This is a genomic window from Gracilibacillus boraciitolerans JCM 21714 (assembly GCF_000521485.1).
GTDB lineage: Bacteria > Bacillota > Bacilli > Bacillales > Amphibacillaceae > Gracilibacillus > Gracilibacillus boraciitolerans.
This window is the reverse complement of record NZ_BAVS01000011.1, coordinates 40,892-65,397: the sequence shown is the minus strand read 5'-3', so window position 1 is coordinate 65,397 and position 24,506 is coordinate 40,892. Positions and strand designations below refer to the sequence as shown.

Annotated in this window: 19 protein-coding genes and 6 pseudogenes; 9 read left to right on the top strand and 16 right to left on the bottom strand. The window is 36.0% G+C overall.

What is annotated here, in order from left to right:
• Positions 1 to 46: 46 nt before the first annotated feature.
• Complete coding sequence (urtA, locus tag JCM21714_RS08865; protein ID WP_035723575.1) at positions 47 to 1,336, bottom strand: urea ABC transporter substrate-binding protein; 1,290 nt, start codon at positions 1,334 to 1,336, stop codon at positions 47 to 49.
• A 319-nt stretch (positions 1,337 to 1,655) separates the two neighbouring features.
• On the opposite strand from urtA, the pseudogene JCM21714_RS08860 reads away from it, so the two are divergent.
• Positions 1,656 to 3,121 (top strand): annotated as a pseudogene (locus JCM21714_RS08860) (Na+/H+ antiporter NhaC family protein).
• 278 nt (positions 3,122 to 3,399) lie between these two features.
• Here the strand turns inward: JCM21714_RS08860 and JCM21714_RS08855 are convergent.
• The 3 genes from JCM21714_RS08855 to JCM21714_RS23945 are packed head-to-tail and all read right to left on the bottom strand — an operon-like array spanning position 3,400 to position 5,372.
• Complete coding sequence (locus JCM21714_RS08855; RefSeq protein ID WP_035723512.1) at positions 3,400 to 4,575, bottom strand: pyridoxal phosphate-dependent aminotransferase; 1,176 nt, start codon at positions 4,573 to 4,575, stop codon at positions 3,400 to 3,402.
• A 3-nt stretch (positions 4,576 to 4,578) separates the two neighbouring features.
• Positions 4,579 to 4,878, bottom strand: a complete 300-nt coding sequence (locus tag JCM21714_RS23950) for a nitrilase-related carbon-nitrogen hydrolase (RefSeq protein WP_369403513.1) — start codon at positions 4,876 to 4,878, stop codon at positions 4,579 to 4,581.
• Entirely contained in the window at positions 4,875 to 5,372 is a 498-nt protein-coding gene (locus JCM21714_RS23945) for a nitrilase-related carbon-nitrogen hydrolase (RefSeq protein WP_369403512.1), read from the bottom strand. Before JCM21714_RS23945 ends, JCM21714_RS23950 begins: the two co-directional genes overlap by 4 nt.
• 471 nt (positions 5,373 to 5,843) lie before the next feature.
• On the opposite strand from JCM21714_RS23945, the gene JCM21714_RS08845 reads away from it, so the two are divergent.
• Positions 5,844 to 7,100, top strand: a complete 1,257-nt coding sequence (locus tag JCM21714_RS08845; protein ID WP_035723509.1) for a diguanylate cyclase domain-containing protein — start codon at positions 5,844 to 5,846, stop codon at positions 7,098 to 7,100.
• A gap of 46 nt (positions 7,101 to 7,146) precedes the next feature.
• Positions 7,147 to 7,296: a hypothetical protein gene (locus JCM21714_RS21295; protein WP_235182723.1), complete on the top strand. Its 150-nt coding sequence runs from the start codon at positions 7,147 to 7,149 to the stop codon at positions 7,294 to 7,296.
• Between the two features lie 274 nt (positions 7,297 to 7,570).
• Here the strand turns inward: JCM21714_RS21295 and hisA are convergent, their stop codons facing one another.
• The 3 genes and pseudogenes from hisA to JCM21714_RS08830 form a co-directional block, all read right to left on the bottom strand.
• Positions 7,571 to 8,323 carry a phosphoribosylformimino-5-aminoimidazole carboxamide ribotide isomerase gene (hisA, locus tag JCM21714_RS08840; protein WP_035723506.1) on the bottom strand — a complete coding sequence of 251 codons (753 nt, stop codon included), beginning with the start codon at positions 8,321 to 8,323 and terminating at the stop codon, positions 7,571 to 7,573.
• A gap of 99 nt (positions 8,324 to 8,422) precedes the next feature.
• A pseudogene (locus tag JCM21714_RS08835) lies at positions 8,423 to 9,441 on the bottom strand (NADH:flavin oxidoreductase/NADH oxidase).
• A 198-nt stretch (positions 9,442 to 9,639) separates the two neighbouring features.
• Complete coding sequence (locus JCM21714_RS08830) at positions 9,640 to 10,314, bottom strand: phosphatase PAP2 family protein (protein WP_035723504.1); 675 nt, start codon at positions 10,312 to 10,314, stop codon at positions 9,640 to 9,642.
• A 225-nt stretch (positions 10,315 to 10,539) separates the two neighbouring features.
• On the opposite strand from JCM21714_RS08830, the gene JCM21714_RS08825 reads away from it, so the two are divergent.
• A complete protein-coding gene (locus tag JCM21714_RS08825) occupies positions 10,540 to 11,307 on the top strand; it encodes a SurA N-terminal domain-containing protein (protein ID WP_035723501.1) in 768 nt (255 codons plus the stop codon).
• 28 nt (positions 11,308 to 11,335) lie between these two features.
• Here JCM21714_RS08825 and JCM21714_RS08820 read toward each other — a convergent pair whose 3' ends face one another.
• The 5 genes and pseudogenes from JCM21714_RS08820 to JCM21714_RS08800 all read right to left on the bottom strand — a co-directional run bounded on the left by JCM21714_RS08820 (position 11,336) and on the right by JCM21714_RS08800 (position 17,247).
• Positions 11,336 to 12,934, bottom strand: coding sequence for a hypothetical protein (locus JCM21714_RS08820; RefSeq protein ID WP_035723498.1), 1,599 nt, complete (start codon positions 12,932 to 12,934; stop codon positions 11,336 to 11,338).
• Positions 12,927 to 13,729: pseudogene (locus JCM21714_RS08815) on the bottom strand (ABC transporter ATP-binding protein). The gene JCM21714_RS08820 and the pseudogene JCM21714_RS08815 overlap by 8 nt, the downstream one beginning before the upstream one ends.
• Positions 13,730 to 14,238: 509 nt before the next feature.
• On the bottom strand, positions 14,239 to 15,150 hold the full coding sequence (locus JCM21714_RS08810; RefSeq protein ID WP_148295003.1) for a glycine betaine ABC transporter substrate-binding protein: 912 nt from the start codon (positions 15,148 to 15,150) through the stop codon (positions 14,239 to 14,241).
• Positions 15,151 to 15,219: 69 nt separating this feature from the next.
• Positions 15,220 to 16,056, bottom strand: a complete 837-nt coding sequence (locus tag JCM21714_RS08805) for an ABC transporter permease (protein WP_035723496.1) — start codon at positions 16,054 to 16,056, stop codon at positions 15,220 to 15,222.
• Positions 16,049 to 17,247 (bottom strand): annotated as a pseudogene (locus tag JCM21714_RS08800) (quaternary amine ABC transporter ATP-binding protein). The gene JCM21714_RS08805 and the pseudogene JCM21714_RS08800 overlap by 8 nt, the downstream one beginning before the upstream one ends.
• Positions 17,248 to 17,485: 238 nt before the next feature.
• Between JCM21714_RS08800 and JCM21714_RS08795 the strand changes: the two are divergent.
• Positions 17,486 to 17,980, top strand: a complete 495-nt coding sequence (locus JCM21714_RS08795) for a GbsR/MarR family transcriptional regulator (RefSeq protein ID WP_035723494.1) — start codon at positions 17,486 to 17,488, stop codon at positions 17,978 to 17,980.
• 221 nt (positions 17,981 to 18,201) lie between these two features.
• Here JCM21714_RS08795 and JCM21714_RS08790 read toward each other — a convergent pair whose 3' ends face one another.
• Positions 18,202 to 19,047, bottom strand: a complete 846-nt coding sequence (locus JCM21714_RS08790) for a hypothetical protein (protein WP_035723493.1) — start codon at positions 19,045 to 19,047, stop codon at positions 18,202 to 18,204.
• Between the two features lie 538 nt (positions 19,048 to 19,585).
• Positions 19,586 to 20,041, bottom strand: coding sequence for a MarR family winged helix-turn-helix transcriptional regulator (locus tag JCM21714_RS08785; protein ID WP_035723492.1), 456 nt, complete (start codon positions 20,039 to 20,041; stop codon positions 19,586 to 19,588).
• 151 nt (positions 20,042 to 20,192) lie between these two features.
• Between JCM21714_RS08785 and JCM21714_RS21290 the strand changes: the two are divergent.
• The 3 genes and pseudogenes from JCM21714_RS21290 to JCM21714_RS08775 all read left to right on the top strand — a co-directional run.
• Positions 20,193 to 20,656 (top strand): annotated as a pseudogene (locus JCM21714_RS21290) (ABC transporter ATP-binding protein); the annotation flags it as partial.
• A 42-nt stretch (positions 20,657 to 20,698) separates the two neighbouring features.
• Complete coding sequence (locus tag JCM21714_RS21285; RefSeq protein ID WP_500784396.1) at positions 20,699 to 21,061, top strand: ATP-binding protein DrrA1-3 family domain-containing protein; 363 nt, start codon at positions 20,699 to 20,701, stop codon at positions 21,059 to 21,061.
• Between the two features lie 14 nt (positions 21,062 to 21,075).
• On the top strand, positions 21,076 to 21,906 hold the full coding sequence (locus JCM21714_RS08775) for an ABC transporter permease (protein WP_035723491.1): 831 nt from the start codon (positions 21,076 to 21,078) through the stop codon (positions 21,904 to 21,906).
• Positions 21,907 to 22,068: 162 nt separating this feature from the next.
• Here the strand turns inward: JCM21714_RS08775 and JCM21714_RS08770 are convergent, their stop codons facing one another.
• Both JCM21714_RS08770 and JCM21714_RS08765 read right to left on the bottom strand, forming a co-directional pair.
• The gene (locus tag JCM21714_RS08770) at positions 22,069 to 22,800 is read right to left on the bottom strand and encodes an AAA family ATPase (RefSeq protein ID WP_035723490.1); all 732 of its coding nucleotides are present in this window, start codon (positions 22,798 to 22,800) and stop codon (positions 22,069 to 22,071) included.
• A gap of 89 nt (positions 22,801 to 22,889) precedes the next feature.
• Entirely contained in the window at positions 22,890 to 23,435 is a 546-nt protein-coding gene (locus tag JCM21714_RS08765; RefSeq protein WP_035723489.1) for a DUF6241 domain-containing protein, read from the bottom strand.
• Between the two features lie 150 nt (positions 23,436 to 23,585).
• Between JCM21714_RS08765 and JCM21714_RS08760 the strand changes: the two are divergent.
• Positions 23,586 to 24,431 (top strand): annotated as a pseudogene (locus JCM21714_RS08760) (aldo/keto reductase).
• The last annotated feature ends 75 nt before the right edge of the window (positions 24,432 to 24,506 follow it).

Below are 24,506 nucleotides of genomic sequence, written 5' to 3'. Positions count from 1 at the left end.
TTTCTAGTGGGTCGCTTGCACGTCATTTATTTTATTCCGCTAAATTTTATTCCGCTAAAGATTCACTTAAATCCTTAGCCCACTCGTATTCTTTTAAATATGGATCAGGTTTTATTGCTTCGTCTGAATGCCACAATTCTGAAATCATTCCATCACTTTGCACTTCACCAATTCTCACTGTTTTATATACGTGTTGATTATCACCATCTATTATCACAGTTCCATTAGGTGCTTCGAACGTAATTCCTTTTGCAGCCTCTTTCACTTTATCCACCTCTGTAGTTCCTGCTTTTTCTACTGCTTTCGCCCATAAATAGACACCAAAATAGCCTGCTTCAATTGGGTCTGCTGTTACAGCATCTTCACCGTATTCTGCTTTATAATTAGCTACAAATTCTTCGTTCGCTGGTGTATCTGTTGTTTGGTAATAATTCCAACTAGTTAAATGTCCTTCAATAACATCTGCACCAATTCCTTTAATTTCCTCTTCAGCGACACTTACAGATAATACGATTATATTTTCTGATGAAACACCCGCATCCTTCAGCTGTTTAAAGAATGCAACATTACTATCACCATTTAATGTATTGAAAATAACATCTGGATTTTCACTTTTGATTTTTGCAATCACTGTGTTGTAGTCAGTATGTCCTAGTGGTGTATATTCTTCTCCAACTATCTCTGCACCTTCTGCATTTAATTGTGCTTTAATAGCTGCGTTCGCTGTTCTTGGGAAAACATAGTCAGATCCTAAAAGGAAGAACGAATCCCCCCTATTCTCTAGTAACCAATTAACTGCTGGCACAATTTGTTGATTTGGGGCTGCACCTGTATAAAAAATATTTGGTGAAGCTTCCATTCCTTCATATTGAACTGGATAAAATAACAAGCCATTGTTTTCTTCAACTACTGGTAACATTGCTTTACGACTTGCAGAGGTCCACCCACCAAAAATGGTAGCTACGTTATCCTGTTGTAATAATTTTTTAGCCTTTTCTGCAAATGTCGGCCAATCAGAAGCTCCATCCTCTATTACTGGTTCTAGTTGCTTGCCGAGTACCCCTCCATTTTCATTTATTTCTTTAATTGCAAGTAACTCTGCTTGCTGGACAGATGTCTCACTAATGGCCATTGTTCCACTTAATGAATGTAAGATACCAACTTTAATCGTATCTCCCTCATCTTCTGAACTACCTTCAATGTTATCCGTCACTGCATTTTCTTCTGTTTCTTCTGGTTGATCAGCATTCGCTGCATTATCTACTGCTGAACATGCCACCATAAAGCTTGTCAGCAATCCTACAATCAATAAATAAAATAGATTTTGCATTCTCATTTCCTTACCCCCCATCTCAATATTATTTTGTTTATAGGAGTAGACTAGCATAATCGAACAGGACCTTCTCACACTATGTCATATTCTTTTACACAATAATTTAATTTTCTGATATTTCAAAAAGGAAGTTTCGTTGCGAAAACATAGTCACTAGCTTGTAGAATTATTTAAATAAAAAGGGTCTTTCGATAATGCACTGATTTTTTGAATTATTGTCAGCAAAATCTTAGATATTACTAAACTTTACCCCCCCGTTATATATGAACAAAATATGATACAATATGAAAGGTCTTTTTAATAGTTTAAAGGAGGATTTTTTATGCAACAAGATAAACAATTATCACGCGCTACTGGTCAAGCAAAAATAAATAACTTAGAATTTCGATTTGGTGCTTTTGGTGCATGATTCCTTTATTATTCTTTGTGGTCTGGGCAATTACCACGAGTGTATTGCAGCTTTCTTCTGAAATTGGTCTTGTGTTAGGTGCGATTTTTGGTATTACTTTAGGGTTGTTTTTCTCTAAAAGTAAATGGGCAGACTATGCACAAGGGTTGTTCGAAGGCCTCGCTCAGCCGATCGGTGTCGTTGCGATGGTCGCATGGTTTTATGCTGGTATGTTTGCACAGGTTTTACAGGTTGGCGGATTAGTGGAAGGGCTCGTATGGGTTGGAACCGTAACTGGATTTACAGGCGGGCTTTTCGTTGGTCTGACTTTTATATTAGCTGCTACTTTTTCCACAGCAGTCGGTACCGGATATGGAACAACTGTTGCTTTCTGTACATTAATGTTCCCTGCCGGCGTAGCAACTGGAGCAGATCCTACCATTCTCTTTGCAGCGATTCTGGCAGGTGCAGTATTTGGTGATAACTTAGCTCCTGTGTCAGATACCACCATTGTTTCTGCTACCACACAAGATGCAGATGTTCCTGGTGTTGTACGCAGTCGTTTTAAATATGCTATTATGGCGGCGATTCCAAGTCTTATTTTATTTATTGTCTTTGGCGGTGGCGGTTCTGCTAATCAACAAGCAAACATTGAAACAGCCACAAGTCCAAATGGCCTTTTAATGTTAATCCCATTTGTGATTGTATTAATTCTTGCTATCTCAGGTCATCATATTATTACTTCTCTGACATGGGGAATTCTCACTGCAGTTGTGATGCTGATAATTTTTCCAATTGGAGCATTCAGTGATGTGATCCGCTTTAATCCCGACTCTGATAGCATTGTCGAAGGTGCCTTGGTCAATGGTATTGTCGGTTATATGAATATGGCAATCCTGATTCTGTTAATCGTTGCATCAGCACATCTGTTGCGTTTAGGTGGGACAATGCAAGCTATTACTAATGCATTAGTAAAATGGATTAAAAATTCTGTTCGAAAAGCTGAACTCGCTATTTGGGCGATTGTTGCCCTATTAAATAGTGCAATTACCATTAACACAGCGGCAGAAATTGCAGCAGCACCTTTTGTGAAGGAAATTGGAGAAAAATATAAGATCCATAGTTATCGACGAGCAAATATGCTTGACGCGATCACCTCAGCACTTGGTTATATTTTTCCTTGGGGGGGTGCACCGGTATTGCTCGGCTGGTCGACGATATCGATGATGCAGGAAACATACGAATGGTTGCCAATTGTAGCACCTACAGCTGTTTTCCCATTTGTATTCCAAGGCTGGTTCCTGGTCATTGTTATGCTAGTAGCCGCCCTGACAGGATGGGGGGGACTGCGTTTTCAAGGTAAGAATGGTGAAGAACTAAAGCAACCTCCACGATCTTAAAATAAGGTAAAATGTTTCAAAGTAAAGAGACGGTTCTTTAAAATGAACCGTCTCTTTTTTTATAAAGTTAGTTGAAGAGTACTTCCCCCCCGAAAGCGAAGTGGGCAAGCCAGAGCGGTTGTTACACCTGATATAAATTTCAAAATTACTACTCAGTAAATCGAAGTTCTGTCGCATAATCTTCTTAAAGTATAATAAATGAATCTTTATCTACTAACAAGGACCGAATGGCTTTCAACCGGTTTTTTCGATTAAGCTGCATTGATAAAAATTTGTTACTAAAAGAGGGAGAGTTTCTCAATTCGTACACACGCCTCTTGTAAACGTTCCTCGCTGTCTAATAATCCAATTCGAACAAATCCTTCTCCTGCTTTACCAAACCCATTACCAGGTGCCACTACCACGTGTGCTTTTTCTAATAATAGATTAGCAAACTCCTCTGACGTATATCCTTCAGGAGTTGGCATCCAAACAAAAAAGGAGCCACTTGCTGTTCCACCATGCCAGCCAATCTTTTCTGACTGTTGTAGAAAGGTCTCTCTTCTTTTCTGATAAAGTTGATTTAATTGTTCAACCGATTCCTGCCCATCGTCCAAAGCTTTCTTTGCAGCTTTTTGGATCGCTCCGAAAATACTCACATAATAATGATCCTGTATTAACTCTAATGCTTTAATAATCGAAGGGTTTCCCACTGCAAAAGCTACACGCCATCCCGCCATATTAAAGGTCTTCGAAAGAGTATAGACCTCAATACCTATCTCTTTAGCGCCTTTCGACTGTAAGAAGCTCTGTGGCGGTTCATCAGAATTTCCAATCGCTCCATATGCAAAATCATGGACAACACAAATGTGATGTTCATTTGCCACTTGAACCGTTTCATCAAAAAACGCTTTCGTCGCTGTAGCTGCGGTCGGATTGTTAGGATAATTTAAAAACATTAATTTTGCATCATTCAGATCCTCATGAGATAGATTATCATAGTCTGGTAAAAATAGATTTTCCTCTAATAATGGCATATGAATCGGTGAAGCATTTGCTAGAGCAATTCCTGACATATAGTCCGGATAACCAGGATCAGGGAGTAACACTTTATCATTTTCGTTCAATAGACACTGACTTATTTCAACAAGACCTGTTTTTGCTCCGAATAATATCGCAACTTCAGAGTTTGGATCTAGATCGACCTGATATTGACTTTGGTAAAAATTCGCGATAGATTCTTTTAGAAAAGGAAATCCTTGAAATGGTGGATATTTGTGAAACTTTGGATTATTACTCGCTTCCTGTAATTCTTCCACAATAAAGGCTGGGGGGGTTGGTTGATCAGGATTACCCTGTCCCAGATTAATAACATCATGTCCTGCTTCCATAAGTGCTTGAGTCTTCTTGACTAATTTCGCAAAAAATTGTTCTGGTAAACGTTTTAGTGCCTGTGAATATTCAAATTCCATGATTGATCACTCTCCATATAAATGTGGTACCCGACTCGTAAATACAGGAATGTTTTGGCGGATTTCTTTTACTTTCATTAAATCTATGGTCGCTGTAATTGTTGCTTCTTTCTCTGCTGGTCCTGCTTTTACAAGCTCTCCGAAGGGATCAATTACAAGTGATTCGCCAGCAAAATTGGTACCATTACAGGTTCCACTGCTATTTGCCGATAGAACATAGCATTGATTTTCAATAGCACGTGCATACTGCAAATATTTCCAATGGTCTTTACGTGCTGTCGGCCATTGTGCAACGATATGAATCACTTCCGCCCCCCCTGTAATACTAAGGATCGCATTAATTCTGGAAAACGTAAATCATAACAAATAATGACTCCCATTTTAATCCCATCTAACTCGAAGATTTTCCCTCTTTCTTCTCCACCATTTAAAAATTTTGGTTCATCTAACATCGGCACAAGATGAATCTTATCATATACGTAAACTACATCTCCGTGACGATTAATAATGTAGCTCGTATTATAAATAGCTCCCTTTTTTTTAATGGCGATGGAACCTGCAATTATATTAACCTGAAACTTCATCGCAAGCTCGCGGAGAAATGGAAGACTGTCTCTCCCATCCTGATCTGCTAGTTCTTCTAACCGATCAAGCGCATAACCGGCATTCCACATTTCCGGAAGGATAACGGTATCTATATTAGTATCAGATACTTCATTTTCCATCCATTTTTCTATTTTTAATCTGTTTGCTTCCGGATTTGCTACGACAACATCCATTTGATAAATCAAATAGTTCACATATCTCACCTCTACTAGATTCTCTTTCTCCCATTGTAAAACATAACATTAAGATTAGCGAATAAGTGCTCTGACGTTTGTTATATGGAAACTCACAAATTGAAAAATACAGAATTCAAAAACCCTCATGTTGATTATAACCCTTCGTTTGAAAGATAAAATACAGGTAATAAAAAGTATGGAACATTCATCTGATCCATATTATGTGAGGCTATGATCATTAAGGTTTTTACCCAATGAACATAGCCACACTTTATTAGTTTAATTTTACTATTTTATTTAAGAATCTAAAGATAAATCTTTCTACATAAACAGGTCAAAGGAATTATTGCCTAGGAGGTTAAATCTTCATATAATGAATTGATAATACTAGTTTTATTGGATTCGTTATTGTATTATGATGTTTAACAGTTACCTAAAAGAGGGTATAAAGTATCGTATTTTCAAAAAAAATCAATCAAGGAGAAAACTATGACAAGTATACCAATTCAATACAACTATTCCATTGTGGCTTTATCTATTTTAATCGCAATATTTGCCTCATATACAACAATAGAACTAGTCAGCATCGCTAGAAATGCCGTTAAAACAAAAAAATCTAAATGGCTGTTTGCAGGAGCCGGTACGATGGGAATCGGCATATGGGCTATGCATTTCACAGGAATGATAGCCAGTGGTATTGGTGATATGGATCTACAACTTAATGTGATTGCGACCGTTATCTCATTAATTGTGGCAGTTATAGGGTCCCTTATAGCTTTTCGCTTTATTATTCATAATAAGGTGAGAATTTCCTCTCTATTATTAGCCGGTATTATCATGGGCTTAAGTATTGCTTCCATGCATTATATTGGAATGTATGCAGTGGAATATAACCTATATATGGACCATCATTTGTCCATTTTCCTATTATCTATTCTTATGGCTATCATAGGATCACTCATTGCATTGACTATTTTTAGTAGAGTGAGTCACAAAAATTTATACATTTATCAACTTCCGATTGCTCTTATTTTAGGTATGACAATAAGTTCGATGCATTATGTCGCTATGGCTTCTTACACCTTGTATAATAAACCACACCTACATACATCAATATTTTATGACCTTACATTTTCTATTGATTCAAATCTAATGATCAATTCTTTAATTGTGAGTTATGCTATTATTTTTACCATAACCTATACGATCACATTAAGAAATAAACGCATTCAATATCAGATGTACGAAATGGCTTTTCATGATCCTTTAACAGCCTTACCTAATCGCTATTTATTAGATCATCATTTTCATAAAACATTGCAAAAAAGCAAGGAAAAGACGGAAACGTTTGCTGTATTATTTTTAGACCTTGATAATTTCAAACATGTAAACGATTCTTACGGCCATGAAATTGGCGATTTATTTTTACAACAGATTGCCGAAACATTGACATTGATTTTAGAAGAGAGAGCCATTATTTGTCGACATGGTGGTGATGAATTTGTGGTTTTAGCAAAGAAAACAGATAAACAAACAGCCTTACAACTTGCAGAAGAAATTAGAGAGGAATTTCAGTTACCAATCAGAATAGATGGTCACAACATTGCTTCTAGTTTTAGTATTGGGGGGGTTAGTCTTTATCCAGATGATGGCTTAGATATGGAAACGTTAATCAGAGCAGCTGATCAGGCAATGTATGCCGCTAAAAATAATGGCAAAAATAATTTTCACATGGCAAATAGCTAACAAGCAGTGAACGGTACCAATAATATTTATTACAGAACAGCAAAAAGTGGCTCAGACAAAAGAAATTGATAAAAATGATCCTTTAAGTAACAAGGATCATTCTTCTGAAATAGGATCGTATCAATTTGTATCTTCTCATAAAATGCTGCTCTATCAGTTTGAAATATCTTCATGCCCATTCTTGCTTGCGTTGTAGAATATTCCTATAGCGCAGGCGTCCGCTTTCACTCCTGCGGGATGTTTCCTCGAAGATCCACTTTGGCTTGCGAAAGTTAGCTGAGAGGAAACCCGCGGAAAGGAAAGCGGGCAAGCCGGAGCGGTGGTTACACTTATCACCCTCTTGAACATTACTTTACTACTCCGTATATCGAAATTATGTCGCATTATCTTCCTTATATTCATTCAGCTTTATAGTGGAGAACAATTGATATGTTCCAGCCAATTTTTCACTATATTTACATAATAGAAACTCATTTACAGTACTCTACTACCTTTTGATAAGAAAGATCTCCTCCAAAAATATCTAAGGCACTTCCTACGGTGACGTTCAACTTCCCTTCCGATAACTGTTCAAATAGTTGAAGGTCTTCCATTGAACGTACACCACCAGCATAGGTTGTTGGTATCATCACATAATCAGCTAACAATTCAACTAATTTTCCAGCGATGCCACCTCGCTTACCTTCCACATCTGCTGCATGGATCAGGAATTCATCACAATATTGTTCCATATCCCTAATGGTTGATTGCGATATTTCAATATTACTGAACTTAGTCCATTTATCTGTGACGACATACCATTTCCCATTTTTTTGTTTACAGCTTAAATCGATTACAAGTCGGTCTTTTCCGATTTTGTCGACCAAGCCTCGCAACCGATCCATATGTAACTCCCCATCTTGAAAAATATAGGAAGTCACAATAACATGGGAAGCACCAGCAGCTAAAAATTCCTCTGCATTATCGACATTAATTCCTCCACCTACTTGCAAACCACCTGGATAGGTTTGTAAAGCCTTAATAGCTGCATCCCTATTACCATCACCAAGCATGATAACATGCCCACCACGTAATTCATCCTTTTTAAACATGTCTGCGTAATAGCTGCTATCATATGTAGAAACATAATTTTCGATGACTTCTTTATTTTCCTGATTTAATGTGGCCCCAACTATTTGCTTCACTTTTCCTTGATGTATATCAATACACGGTCGAAATTCCATTTTATCACATACCTCTCGATGATTATTGGGTTAATAGTTTTATTTTAGATTAATTTACACAAAAAAGAAAGACGTCACATCAACGTCTTTCTTTTCCAGTTAAAATGCTCTCTGATATTGTATTGGCAAGGAAATCTCATCACCTAATTCATGGGCTGCATGAATTGCCCAGTAAGGATCACGAAGCATGCCACGACCAACTGCTATTAAATCAGCATCCTGATTTCCAACAGTTGCGTTTGCCAGATGAGGATCTTCCAAACGTCCTACAGCGATTACTGGTACATCTAATGCCTTACGCATTGCTCTGGCAAAAGGAACCATATAACCTGCATGTGCACCAGGATTGCGACTCGGCGCCATTGCCCCTTCGCCACCAGCACTAATATGAAACATATCCACTCCTGCTTGTTTGTACGCTTTTGCTAAGTCTATGCCATCCTCTAATACGTATCCTTCTTCAACAAACTCTGTTGCAGAAATTCGCATGATTAATGGCATCTCTTTTGGCATTTCTTCTCTGACAGCCTGAATTACTTCACTGCCGAAACGCGTTAGCTCGCTATATTCATCTTCACGCTTATTTGTGTATTCAGAATGGAATTGATGAATTAAATAGCCATGTGCGCCATGTAATTCAATCGCATCAAATCCAGCGTTGACTGCGCGACGAGCTGCTAATCGATACTTATCGACCATTTCTTTTACTTCTTCCGTTGTTAAAGCACGTGGCTCTTTATATTTTTCACTGAAACGAATCGCCGAAGGAGCAACAGGTGTCTCTGCATCTTCAGCCTTTCGACCAGCATGTGCAATCTGAATCGCTATTTTGGAACCATGTTCGTGGACACTATCCACTATCCGTTTATAGGCAGGAATTTGATCATCAGCCATAACCCTAAGCAGTTATTAGTAATGCGACCATCCGGTTCTACATTTGTCATCTCAACGATAATTAGACCTGTACCGCCAATTGCTCTACTTACATAATGTGTATAATGCCAATCATTTGGTGTCCCATCTTCTTTTGTGACGGAGTACTGACACATCGGCGGCATGACTACACGATTTTTTAATTCTAAATTCTTTATTTTAAATGATCTAAATAATGGATTCATTTGATTACTTCCCCCCCCTTAATTCTATTTCTAAATAAGTATATCAAGAAACAAAACAGGGAGCACATAATTGAACCGAAGAAGGAAACAAAGTAAAAAATATGCGCATCCTCCTATCAAAATATTATTAGGTCATTTTTCTACTATTTAGGTCACTTTTCTATATATTATTTAAAATAAGATTTTATATTAAGCTGATTATCTTACTTTCTTAATATTTCTTCTCCAAATCAAATATTCTAACAAAATGATACAAGTTATAAGCCATGTTAGTCCTAATAAAATTCCTGCTAGAATATCTGTGAAATAATGTACTCCTAATACTACACGACTGAACGGTATTAAAACTGCAAATAAGCCAACAATTATAATCATCGTCGATCTCATCCATCCATGCGATACTTTTTTCCACAGTAAATAGATGAGAAAACCATAAAAGGCGATCGATCCAGTGGAATGACCACTAGGAAAACTAAAGCCAGTTCCATCATACTGGGCAATTAATTCCGGGCGATCCCGTTCAAAAATTAACTTTAATACTTTAGTGAAGGCACTAATCCCTATCATATTTATTATAAAAAAGATAATGTACCATTTGTTTTGCCTGGTGATCAGTAAAAAAAGTACAATCAATACGGATGCAATCGTTAAAAACAAAACAGAACCCGCTTCCGTTAAGAATTCCATCGTTTGATAAACCAAGCTATTTTGTTCAAACACCAAAATGTTTAGAAAATAGTGATCCATCTCGAATTTTTCCTTTTCTAATACATCTTCTGCTAATTCCACAAATACTGTCATCATTGTTATAATAGTTAAAAATCCAATAATAAAAGTGATTAAAGCAGCTTTTGAAACATCTTTTATTCTCATTATCCTCACTCCTGTAACCAGTTTTCCCTATTCATAAAATCCAAAACAATATTGTGGAAAAATTGTGGAAAGATACGCTTTTTTGTTATTTAAATGTAATATTGCACGATAAACATTAGTAAGACAAGGTTTAGACTAAATATTTTAAAAATACATATTTGCATTTGCTGACTATTTTGTGTTTCAATGAACAGACAATCAAATTTATATGGAGGTCGTAAATCAATGAAAAAAATAGTAATGCTTTTAATGACAATGACTTTAGCTATCGTTACAGTTGCTTGTAGCAATAATGATACAGCTGAAGAGGAAAATACAGAAGAACCTGCTTCTGAAGAAACGGAAGCTGATAACGAGGATGCTGAAGAAGAGACTGCTCCAGCAGAAGAAACACAAGGGGGGGAAGCAGTGAGTGAAGATGAACTTGCAGAGGAAGATCAAACAGTTGCGACTGTAAATGGTGAAGAAATTCTAGGTGCTCAATATAATAGTATCTACCCACAGCTTAAAAATATGATTCAACAGACTGGTCAAGATGTATCAGATACAGAAGCTATAAAAGAGCAAGTACTGAATGAATTAATAACACAGGAACTTATTCTCCAGGATGCCCGTGATGAAGGATTAGAGGTAGATTCAGAAGAAGTGGAAAATCAAATTAACGGCCTAAAAGATCAATATGGTGATGAATATGCAGCCGCTCTAGAAAGTCAAGGTTTAACAGAGGAAGAATATAAATCACAAATGGAAAAGAGTTTGTTAAGAGATCAATATATGGAAACTGTTATTGGCATTAAAGTAACTGAAGAGGAAGTAGAAGACTATTATAATCAAATGAAGGAACAAACAGAAGAAGAGGTACCACCACTAGAAGAAGTTGAAGCACAAGTCAAACAACAATTAACTACCCAAAAACAACAAGAAAAACAAGAAGAAATTATGGCTAAATTTGAAGAATTAAGAGAAAATGCTGAAATTGAACAACTAATTTAAGTGAACCCCCCCCTGAATAGGGGGGTTTTTATTTTCTCCAAATCAATATATTAACAGCTAATAAGATACCGATATAGACAAACATGCCATAGGGAAATAAACGAGCTACATAGTGGACAAGGCCAAATAAGACAAGCAGTGCCAGCATTCCAAGAGTTTCACCTGTCTGTTTATTTTGAATCATTTTGAAAGATTCGGAAAAAGGTAAATGATCTTTAAAAAAGACTTTATAACATATCCGTCCATATATAAAAGCAGCTAACAGCAATCCAATCAAAAACGGTATGATTCTTTCTGTGAAAATAATAATAAAAATCACACTCAGAATAAGATAAATAGGTACAAACAATTTAGCCAGAAAAGCTTTTAAAGTTGCTCGATGACAAGCATTTATATCGTTAATAGGAGCTGCCCGATAAACCCAAGCGCCTTTTTCGCTATTGGAAAATTGCAGCATTTGTACACCCGCAGGTATCATCATAAACCCAACATACATAAAAAAATACGTATTACCATTTCTCAACTGATCAAGACTACTTATAACCAAGCTATTAATGATAAATATGAACGGAAAAGCGAGAGCCATACCAATCGAAGGATAAACCTTTAATTTGTAATCTCGTTCTGTTTTTATCATGCGACTAGCAAACGTAAAGAATACTTTTTCCTCCTTGTTTCTGGTTAGTATCTTAGAAAAACCATTCATCCACCATTCCTTCGATTGCTTATGCTTTCCACTATGAGTTAACAATTTTTCTAAATTCCGTTCAAAGGAGGGTATTAATTTTATATACAAGCATATCGATAGAAATGGTACAACAATCCCTAAGATTGCTAGTATCATATTCTCTGAATTGACGGTGCCATTCATCACGATTTCATAGATTGCACCATACCAGAACGGAGGCATAAAAAGGTGCCACCATTCAAAGGAAAAACTGATATTAAGATCAACTACTTGAAACGATCTTGCTACTAATTGATAGCCAACAATCATTGAAATACTTAACAAAATTTGAATATAATTAATGATGTCTTTTAATTTCTCGCCATCAAAAAAGCGAAGAATAGTGATATATACTACTGCTGTCATAATCAGAACAAGCAGATTAATAAAGATAAGCACGATAAGACTCAATAAAAAAAAGACTATACCGTGGATAAACAGACCAATAATCATCGGTAATCCGACAAACGCAATCGTTAAAATTACTAAATAAATGGTGACGTGCACTACTTTTGCTGCATTTATAGTTCTGGCGTCGATTGGTTTAGTGCCAAGAATCATTTTATCCCTTACATCTAACATAACGTTCGAAAAATCTGAAATCATCGACGTCATAATAATGAACATTACAATTGAAAAAAGAATACTCATTTGAAAAATATATTGCTCTCCAAATAAAAAAGCGATCAAAATTAATCCCATTAGCGCATAAACCCATAATGATTTCAGAAATTGATTGCCTGATTTAGATTGTGTCTCATTAAAAATGGTAGGAACTCTTCTGGCATCCATCGTTAATTTCACTTGCAAAATATGTCTCATCATCACATAATCCACGCCCGTTTTTTGAAATAAAAAACGGAACTTATCCAATATTTTTAATGACATAAAATTAGTCATTAATATCACCATCTTCTACAATCGACACAAACTTACTAGCAATTTGTACATGCTGATCAAAACCGGTTAATTGATTAAATATCTCCTCTAAAGATCCTTCCTTATTTTGTTGTTGTAATTGCTCAAAACTTCCATCTGCAACAATTTCACCATTTGTCAGTAGAATGATACGATTACTTATTTTCTCCACTATGTGTCCATAATATGAGAGGAATAAAAAATCGTTTTACCTTGCTTTGCAAACTGATCTAAAATCTCTTTAACAATCATCATACTATTAGCATCCAGCCCACTAAGCGGCTCATCCAAAAAAGTAAATCAGGATTATGTATCAAACTTGCAATCAGTAATACTTTTTGGCGCATCCCTTTGGAAAAAGAGGATATTCTGGTATGCAGTACATCTCTTAATTCGAATAAATCCATTAATTCTTCCGCTTTATAGATGATCTCGTTTTGTTCCATTCCATACAATCCACCAACAAAAGATAAGTATTCCATCGGTGTTAAACTATCATAAATTTCGCCATTTTCAGGAACGTATCCTATTTTTCTCTTAAATGCTATATTGTCATTTTTAATATTCTGACCAAATATTTCTATTTCTCCATTAAAATCTGTAATAAGGCCTAACATCATCTTAACAGTGGTACTCTTTCCAGCCCCCGTTAGGACCTATGTAGCCAATTATTTGTCCTTTATATACTTCAAGATTAATAGATTTTAATACTTCTGTTGCGCCATAGGACTTGGAAACATTACGTAAAGAGAGCACTGATTCTTCAAATTGATTCATATGGTCACCTCCACCCATATCTTAACATAATTTTACTTTTAATTCTTTATTTAAGAAAAACTTGGTAGCATTGCTTAATTTCATTAATTGTTGAGTTATTTAATTAGCGAAATAAGAAATTTTTCATTAGTGGATTCACTTCAGGTGTGTCTCTCGTAAGCGATGTGCACTCTTGTCGGGGGGTTCTATCCATTCTTCTGTTTGAAATACCGATGAGATACACTATCGTCGGGGGTTTTCATCCATATATCTGCTTTAAACCTCGATGAGATACTCTATCGTCGAGGTTTTCATCCATATATCTGCTTTAAACCCCCCCGATGAGATACTCTATCGTCGGGGTTTTCATCCATACATCTGCTTCAAACCTCGATGAGTTGCACTCTCGTCGGGGGTTCTAATCATTCATCTGCTTCCATTACCGATGAAGGACAAAAAAGCATACGAAAAAATTATATTTCACAAATAAAAAACTACCTCTCCGCATAAGAGAGGTAGTTTCTAGTAACTTATTCTACGCCTTCTGTCCATTCATCCACTTTATCTTGGTTTTCTTCTATCCAAGCTTGTGCTGCTGCTTCTGGATCTTCTTCATTAACAACTATGTCAACCATTACGGAGTTAATGTCTTCTTGGGTCCAATTAAATTGATCTAAAACTTTATAAGCATTTGGAAGGTCTTCTTCAAGTCCTTGGCGAACCATTGTTTCAATATTTTCTTCTGCACCAAATACACCTTTAGGATCTTCTAAATACTTAAGATCGTATTGAGAGAACATCCAGTGCGGAGACCAACCAGTTACAATAATTGGTTCTTCATTATCGATGGCTTCACCTAGTGCAGTTGTCATTGCACCACTAGAAGAAGTTTGCACATTCCAATCAGCCAGGTTTTCGTATTTTTCAACTGCAGTTTCTGCTGCATCTACAACACCTGCACCAGGCTCAATACCAGTAATCTTTTGATCTGCTTGATCTTTTAAGTCTTCAATTGAATTTGCATCCATATACGATGGAACTACAAAACCTATTTTTGCACCTTCAAGATTTGGTCCTAATTGTTCTAATTGATCACCAAATTCACTAAATTGTGCTTCGTGTGTCGCTGGTAACCATGCTGCTACCATACCATCTGCTTCTTCATTCGCAACTGCTTCCCACATTGCTGTATTTTCAATAGCAGTAAGTTTCACGTCATAACCTAAATTTTTCAATACTTCGCCAACAACATGTGTAGAGGCGATTTCTGTATCCCAGTTAACATACACTAATTCAATTTCTTTATCTTCGCCAACTGCTGCAGTTTCTCCACCATCGGTTTCTTCTGTAGTGTCTTCATTATCTGAACCACCACATGCTGCTAGTACTAATACAAGAGCTAGTATCATTATTAATCCTAAAGACTTCCATGTTTTCAACATGAATAGATCTCCCCTTTTCTTTATAATTTATATTTAAACCTTCCAGTAATACTGGAAAAGTTTAGATCCTTATCCTTTGTTCAAGTTTTGTGAAACTCGGTCAATAATAATTGCTAAAATTACTATACCTAAACCTGCTACAAATCCAGGTCCTTCTTGTGAACGTTGCAATGCTGTTAATACCTCGTTACCTAATCCAGGTGCACCAATCATCGATGCAATAACAACCATGGACAATGCAAGCATAACGGTTTGATTAACCCCAGCCATAATCGTTTTTCGAGCCATCGGTAACTCTACTTTAAAAAGTTTCTGTGAGCCTGTTGTACCAAACGCTTCAGCAGCTTCCACTAATTCGGCCGAAACTTGTCGGATACCTAAATTAGTAAAGCGAACAACAGGTGGCGTTGCAAATATAACCGAAGCAAAGATACCTGGAACCATTCCAATACCAAAAAATACAACAGCAGGTATTAAATAAACAAACGCTGGCATGGTTTGCATAAAATCCAAAATGGGCGTAATAATTGTTTGTGCCCATTTACTTTTTGACATCCATATACCAGTAGGAATACCTATAATAATCGATATCACACTAGCAAAAACAACTAATGTGAATGTAAACATTAGCTCTTCCCATAGCACTTGATTATAGACAAACCATAGACCAACTACAGAAAATGCCACTAATCCAAATCTTTTTCCAGATACAAAGAATGCAATAATTGCAACAATCAATATAACAATTAGAGGTGGTACCTGACTTAACCATTCAGCAGTAGATTCCACAAAATCTCCAAAATCATTTTTAATTGGATCAAATATAAATTCAAACGTTTTTTGGGTCCATTCTACAGCTGCATTTATCCAATCTGCTAATGGTATCTCAGGTATAAAATTAAGCATCTGTAGTCACCCCACTTCCATTCGCTAGTGCAGCAATGACAGCACCACGAACAATAATACCTTTCAATTTACCGTCCTCAACAACAGCTACCGGAACTGGTGCATTATGGATAATTTCAAATATATCATGAACAGAAGTATCCATATTTGCGGTTGGCATATCTGTACGTAAGATGGCGTTTAAATCTTTTTTATCATTTTCTCGAGCATTCTTAACGTCGTCAGCAGTCACATAGCCTTTTAATTGTCTCGCGCGGTCCACTACATAAAGACTTGATAAACCTTGTTCACGCATTCTTTCTAATGCCACTCGTGGACCATGTTTTTCAATATCAACTGTTTCTGGTCGTTTCATAATGTGACTAGCTGTTAACACTTTAGATCGATCAACATCTTCCACAAAGCGTTCGACATAGTCATTAGCTGGATTCATTAATATTTCCTCAGGTGTGCCGATTTGGACAATCATTCCATCCTTCATCAAGGCAATACGATCTCCGATTCTTAAGGCTTCATCTAAATCGTGTGTAATGAAAATAATCGTTTTTTCATCTTTTCCTGAAGATCTAATAATTCATCCTGCATATCCTTTCTGATCAAAGGATCCAGTGCAGAAAAAGCTTCATCCATTAAAAGTACTTCAGGATCATTTGCTAGCGCTCGTGCTAAACCAACACGCTGTTGCATACCACCTGACAATTGATCTGGATACTGGTGTATAAAACTTCCTAATCCAACTAATTCTAAAGCTTCTTTGGCTTTTTTAGCTCTTTCCTCTTTTTTCATTCCTTGAATTTCAAGTCCAAATTCTGCATTTTCAAGAACCGTACGAAAAGGAAATAATCCAAACTTTTGAAAAACCATACTCATTTTTTCACGACGGACTTTTCTTAACTTTTCTTTACCAACCTTTGCAAGCTTTTGTCCTCCAACTTCGATATCCCCATCTGTTGGATCAATCAATCGATTTAAAAGTCGTACTAGTGTTGATTTACCACTACCAGAAAGTCCCATAATTACAAAAACTTCCCCCCCTTCTTCCACTTCAAATGTGGCACGATTAACACCAACGGTACACCCTGTCTTTTCTAATACTTCTTCTTTTGAATAACCCTCATCTAATAACGAGGATGCTTCCTTGGTCTTCTTACCAAATATCTTTGATAAGTTATTCACTTTTATAACAGACATGAATTCATATCACCTCATTTTTCGACTTTTTTTCGCTCGTTTTTTTATCACTTCTACAATGCTAACGGTTTTAATTATAAATTTCAAGCGTTATACACTGTTTTATCTGTTTATAAAGTTTTAACTTTACAAATTGTGCGCCTTTCCATTACTATAACTTTATTATTCCATTGATTTTATAATTATGTGGTGTAAAGTTATAAACATAAAGTGGTTGGAAGGGGGGATTGGATCTTTTATGGCATCAGAAGCTGATAAAGTACAGTTAGAAAAAACGAATAATCAAATTGTTTCAGAGTTTTCAAAAACATTGGAAATGTTTTCCTTAAATAAAACAGAGGCCCAATTATTCGTTACCCTATATTTACACGAAGCTCCGATGACATTGGATCAAATGAAAGATGCATTGGGGAAGAGTAAAACAGCAATGAGCTATGCCATTAGACGATTGCAGGAATTTAACTTAGTGGAACGTGTTTGGCAGAAAGGGGTTCGCAAAGATTTATATGAAGCAAGACAAGATTTATATAAAAAATTCATGAAGACGTATGTCAATCGTTGGTTGGAATCGCTTAACCTCCAGATTAACAACCTAGCTGGGATACAAGAGGATTTAGATCACTATCCTAGTGATCAGAAACAACTTATCACACATAAAATTCATGAGGCAATTTCCTTTCACAAATCATTAGAAGAAGTATTTTCTAATATAAAGAAAAATGATTTTCTATAGAAAATCAGGTAGGTAAACACCCATTATCCTCCTGTTATGCAATTAAAAAATCCGAGCGATAGCAAATTCTAATTGAGAATTCGCATTATCGATCGGATTTTACTTTTATCCCAGCCTCTTTAATCTCTTACTATATTAACTAACTTCAATAGTATTTCTCATAAATGGTGCAAGCAAAACTCTAAATCAAACTAATTGTAAGAAAATGTTTCCTTTCTACATCATTTCTTCCACTGAACCATCTTCTTTATCAACAACATACCAACCATTGTGGCCGTGTGGCCTGTGTCACCATTTTTAACTACTTCATAAACATGCACAACAAAGTTACCATCTTCATTTTTGTGATCCATCACCACTTTAAAGGGACTATTATCTCCAATATTTTGTTGTTCACGTACAATAGCTTCTGCCTTCGCAGCGGTAATTTCACCATTGGTATTACTGTCATTTTCAGAGGAATTCTGATTCTGCTCTTCCCTGTTATTGTTTTCAGAAGCTATCTCCTCAGATCGTATTTCAGAAACAATCCAACCTTCGCCATCTAAAGTCAGCATATAGTTCATACGAACAATACCGATTAATTCGTCTGACTGTTCCTGTGATACTTCATATTCCGTTTCACTTACTTCTTCAAACATAAATTCCTGTTCTTCTTCAAACCATACCGGTGCTTCTGTCGGAACGATATATAATTTACCATTATCTTCTTCAAAATAATGAGAAACATAAGATTCTGCTAACTGTTCTGACATAATCATCTGCAGCTCTGTTTTCACTTCTTCTTTCGTTGCATAATCTCTTAATGACCCGTCATCTTCTGTATTTTCTACCATTCTCATAAAAGTATCTCGGTATTCATTAAGAGTTTTAACAGCTTCGTCATCTGTTAATGTTGGAGTTGTTTCTTCCTCCATTGATTTTTCGTCTGATTCTTCTTCGGTTTCAGCCGTTTCTTCAGCCTCTTTAACAGGTTCTTCTGTCTCCTGCTGATTTGTAGCATTTTGTGAGCACGCAACTAATAAAAGTAAAAAGAACAATGCAAAAAATGTTATTTTCATTTTCAAATTGATCATCCCCCAATTTATCTTCATAATTTATACTTAAAATATACCCTTTAAACTATAATACCAAACGATTCCTCACTCTCCTATAAGCCTTTATACTCAAAAGATAGCCAAGCGCATATATTATTGGGAGATCGTAACTTAATGTCTAATTGCAACTTTTTAGAGATATCTATTATTTAAGGAATATTTGGTCTAAAAATTTTTTGGATTTTTCTTGATATTTTTACTGTGCAGTACATATCCTTCACCATGTCCTGCATTATCAAACAGCATAATATCCGAGGTCGTCGGTGTTTCGGAATATAACTGGAAGGCATTTCTGTGGGTACAAACGTATCTGCCTTTCCATGAAAATAGAGGATTGGAATCTTTGCTTTTTTAACTTGTTTTATAGAAGATAAAAACTAATAATATAATAAAGCGCTTTCTTTTATTCATAATACCCTCTCCACGATCCATTTATCTACATTATAACAAGTTTAATAGATACTATATGACTATTTTAGTGGAATAAATGGAAAATTTAAACATTCTTTTAATCTTCTATATTAGAAAGAATCAAATTAATTTTAGTAAAGGCATCGTTAAGATCATTCTTATCTTCTGGTGATAAAACAGCAAAACGATCTCTCACTTTTTTATACAAAACCGCTTTGTTTTCTTTGGAAAATTGTTTACCTTTCTCAGTTAAATCAATGTACGTAACACGACGATCCCTTTCATCTTTTGTTTTATATATATAATTCTTTTCGATAAGTTTTTGGATTAATGGGGGGGTTAAATTAGATTTAGTGATCCCTAATTTATTCGAAATATCAGCCATTTGGATCGAACTGCCATGTTCTACTATATGCAAAACGTGAAAATGAGAAGGATGAAGATCTTCATTTTTCACCCATGGCGTTGCTCCAAATATTTTTTTCGGAAGCATTGGCAGCACCGTCAGCACCTGTTCTACCAGTTCATTCGTAAGTAATTCTTCGTCTTTCATTTAATTCGCTCCTTTCTTAACATTGACTTTATATTTTTTTCAACGGATAATAGTTATTATAACATAACTTTTATAACGGTAAGGAGGTTACATATTGGAATCTGTTATTTCAGTTAAAAACTTAACAAAGACTTATAAAAAAGTAGATGCTGTGAAAGGCATTAGTTTTGACGTAAAAGAAGGCGAAATTTTCGGCTTCTTAGGTCCTAATGGTGCTGGTAAAAGTACAACGATTAATATGATATGTACGATGTTAAAACCGACCTCAGGTGAGATTATGATTAACGGTATAATGCAAACAACCAAAAAGACGAGGTTCGTGGAAGTATTGGCATTATATTTCAAGAGAATACTTTGGATGAAAAGCTAACAGCTAAAGAAAACCTGCAATTACACTGCCGATTTTATAAAGTTCCGAAACAAAAACGTGAACCCCGTATTCAGGAAGTATTGGAAATTGTCGATTTAGTGGATGAACAAAACCAACGCATCGAAGAGTATTCAGGCGGAATGAAAAGGCGCTTGGAAATAGCCAGAGGCTTACTACATTATCCGAAGGTATTATTTTTAGATGAACCAACTGTGGGACTGGATCCAAATACAAGAGCACATTTATGGGAATATATTTTGAAGTTAAAAGAAAAAGAAGGGATTACCATGTTCCTCACCACACATTATTTAGATGAAGCAGAAATCAGTGATCGTGTGGCAATCATGGATCAGGGAGAAATCATCACGATCGATTCACCAACAGCATTGAAGGATCAATTAGGTGGAGATATTATCGAACTGTCTACAGAGGATAATCAAACAGCATTACGAGAAATCGAAGAAAAAATTCAAGGGGGGGCAGAAGTGAAAGTTGAAGGCGATACGATTCATTTAAAGGTTGCCAGCAGCGATGCATTCATTTCTTCTTTTATTAAAACATTAGAAATTCCTATTACTAAATTAAACATCAGAAAACCGACGTTAAACGATGTATTTTTAGCATTTACAGGAAGAAAAATTAAAGAATAGGAGGTGTTGTTGAAATGGAGGGTATTTTCGCCATTTGGCAAAGAGACTTAAAAAAGTTTTTTAGAGATCGTGCACGATTATTCGGTTCCTTCACCATGCCGATTTTATTCTTATTAATTTTTGGTGGTGGCTTAAGTGGTACAATGGAATCAATGATGACCGGAAACTTAGGAGAAGGTTCAGAAAACTTTAACTATGTTGAATTTATATTTCCGGGAATTGTATCGATGACCTTATTAATGACCGCTATTTTTTCTGCGATGTCAATCATCGAGGATAAAAACTTTGGTTATATGAAGGAAATTCTCGTTTCACCTATTTCCAGAGTTAGCATTGCGGTTGGAAAAATGTCAGGTGCTGCAACTGTTTCGACTATTCAAGGTGTTATTTTATTTCTGCTGATTCCCTTTTTAGGATTATCCTACAGTATAGTATCACTTCTACTCGTCATCCCATTTATGTTTTTACTGGGGGCAGCTTTATCAGGTGTGGGCCTGCTATTTGCGAGTATGATTAAGTCGACACAGGGGGGGTTTCAATTAATTGTCCAAATTCTTGTCATGCCAATGATATTTTTATCTGGTGCCTTATTTCCAATTAATAATATGCCAGGCTGGTTAAATGTGATTGTTAAATTAAACCCTGTTACATACGGTGTCGATGTGATGAAAAAAATAATGATTGATGTCGAAAGCTTATCATCAACAGTTCGTGAAACAATGGGACTGAATCTGACTGTATTCGGTCGACAGGTTTCTGTTCTTGAAGAGATTTTATTTATTTTAGGCTTTGCGATTTTATTTGTAGCAATTGCAACGGTAAGCTTTAAACATGCACATGCGTAACATATTTCATAAATGGAAAAGTGACCTAATTATGCTTTAAAGTGACCTGATTATTTGAAAAAGTGACCTAAATGTTCTAAAAAGTGACCTAATTACGCTGAAAAGTGACCTAAAACTTAAATAAAGTGACCTAATTATAATGAGAAAGTATTAATATCTATGTTACTCATCATCTTCCTTAAATATTTCATAAAGAAAACGTTCTCGATTTTCAAGGAAGCCTCTTGTAATTTGATAATGATCGGTATCCTCATATGCCACTTCGTGAATGTTACTGTTATCGAAGCTGAAAATCGTTGCTTCAGGAAAGCCCAGCAATATTGGTGAATGGGTAGCAATGATGAATTGACTGTTGCCGTCTTCTGTTAAATTATGTAATATTCGCAAAAATGCTAATTGACGCTGCGGAGATAGTGCTGCTTCTGGTTCATCTAACAGATAGACGGCTTTTTTATGAAAACGATGCTGAAATAAGGATAGAAAGGATTCCCCCCCATGCGATTGATGATGCAGTGACATTCCTCCATAAGCAGCATTTGCCCCCCCCACTTGATCAATATGGGAAGCGAATTGGTAAAACGTTTCAGCACGCAGAAAGAAACCATTTGTTACTTTAGGCAGCCATGATAATCTAATATAATCCGCTAAAGGCGATTCAGAAGCATCAACATGATAGGCATTATTTCGTCCACCCCCAGCAGTATGGAATCCGCATTTATCTGCAATAGCTTCCAGCAACGTTGATTTTCCTGAACCATTTTCCCCCCCTACAAAAAAGGTAACATTACTATTTATATGCAGCTGAACTAAACTTTTTATGACGGGTATTGAAAAAGGATATGACTGATAAGAGGAGATCTTTTCCTTTTGCAACGTTATTCCTTTTAAAAACATGATTTCACCTGCTTTTTGTTAGACTTGTGACTATGTTTGTTCCCTTTTAACTATACTTTTCGTAATACGATTTTGCAATCAGATAAATCTCACTCAAAATATTTCTCAATATATTGTTGCTGCTCTTCATCTGTTAACATTCTTGTCGCGCGACCAATTGTTCCATTTTGTTGTTCCCATATATAATTGTGTACTTCAACAGCGTTACTAAAATTGTCATTCTGCCAGGATGTTAATGTTTCGATATAGAAGTCTCGATGTGTAAAGTTAGATTCTTCCGCAATATTTAACATCAGTTCCATACGTTCTTCCGTAATTTCAACAGCTCCCCATTTTTGATCGGCATAAATTTTCTGATGTGTCATTTGATGAAGCGTATCCATATAAGCAGACTCACTTAAAATCTTTTCAGCATTTACTTCCTGAACCTCTTCTTCGATACTAGCTTCCTCCTCTGTTTTTTTTGACTCCTGCTCAGCTGCTGACTCTGTCTCTGTTAATTCTGCTTGCCTAGTTTCTTCCACATCATTTTCTGAAAGCAGAGCAAATCCAACAAAGATAGCTAATCCAAGCACAGCCACTCCTAATCCAAGCGCAACAATCCACCCAACCATACCCAGCAGCTTTCCTTTCATACCATAACCTCCAAATAATTACTTATTTACAGATTACCAAATATTGAAAAATCTTGAAAGTAAAAGTTTTATATTTTCCTGAATGAATGTTTATAAACTATCTATTTAGTGGTAATAAATAGATATATGTTAATAATAAGGAGGATCATTATGAATCAACAAATCCCTGAAGTGACATTACATGACGGATTGCGCATTCCTAGTATTGGCATTGGTACAGCAACACTTAGAGGTATTGACGGTGTTTCCGCTATTTCAAACGCTATTGAAAACGGTTACCGACTAATTGACTCAGCCTACAATTATGAAAATGAAGGAGCGGTAGGCGAGGCAATTCGCAAAACTTCTATCTCAAGACAAGCGTTACGTATTACTTCCAAACTGCCTGGTCGCTATCATACGTACCAAAATGCGGTTAAGACAATTCAGGAGTCATTATACAGAGCAAATCTTGACTATTATGATTTATATTTAATACACTAGCCCAATCCAAAACAGGATCAGTATGTTGAGGCATGGCAAGCATTAATAGACGCCCAGAAGTGGGGGGGATTAATCCGTTCAATAGGTGTGAGCAACTTTTTACCAGAATATTTGGAACGTCTGAAAAAGGATACAGGAGTACTTCCAACTGTTAACCAAGTTGAACTCCATCCTTTTTTCAACCAGAAAGAGCAACGAAAATACCATGAAGAACATGATATTATCACAGAATCCTGGAGTCCTCTATATCGTGCTGGTGACATATTCAAAAATGAAGTGCTTCAGTCGATTGCTAACAAATATAAAAAAACGATTCCACAAGTGATTCTGCGTTGGCATTATCAACTGGGAGCAATAAGCATTCCCAGGTCATCATCTCCACCGCGCCAATTAGAAAATATATCTGTATTTGACTTTGCCTTAGATTATGAAGATATGGAGTCAATAGACAAACTGACTCGCCCAGATGGCAGGATAAATGATCAGGATCCAGCCGTATATGAGGAGTTTTAAGAATAGCTGATAGTTTTTTAGGTATGTTGAATTATCGTGTCCTTACCTGTTAACAAGATAAAACAGTAAAGGATA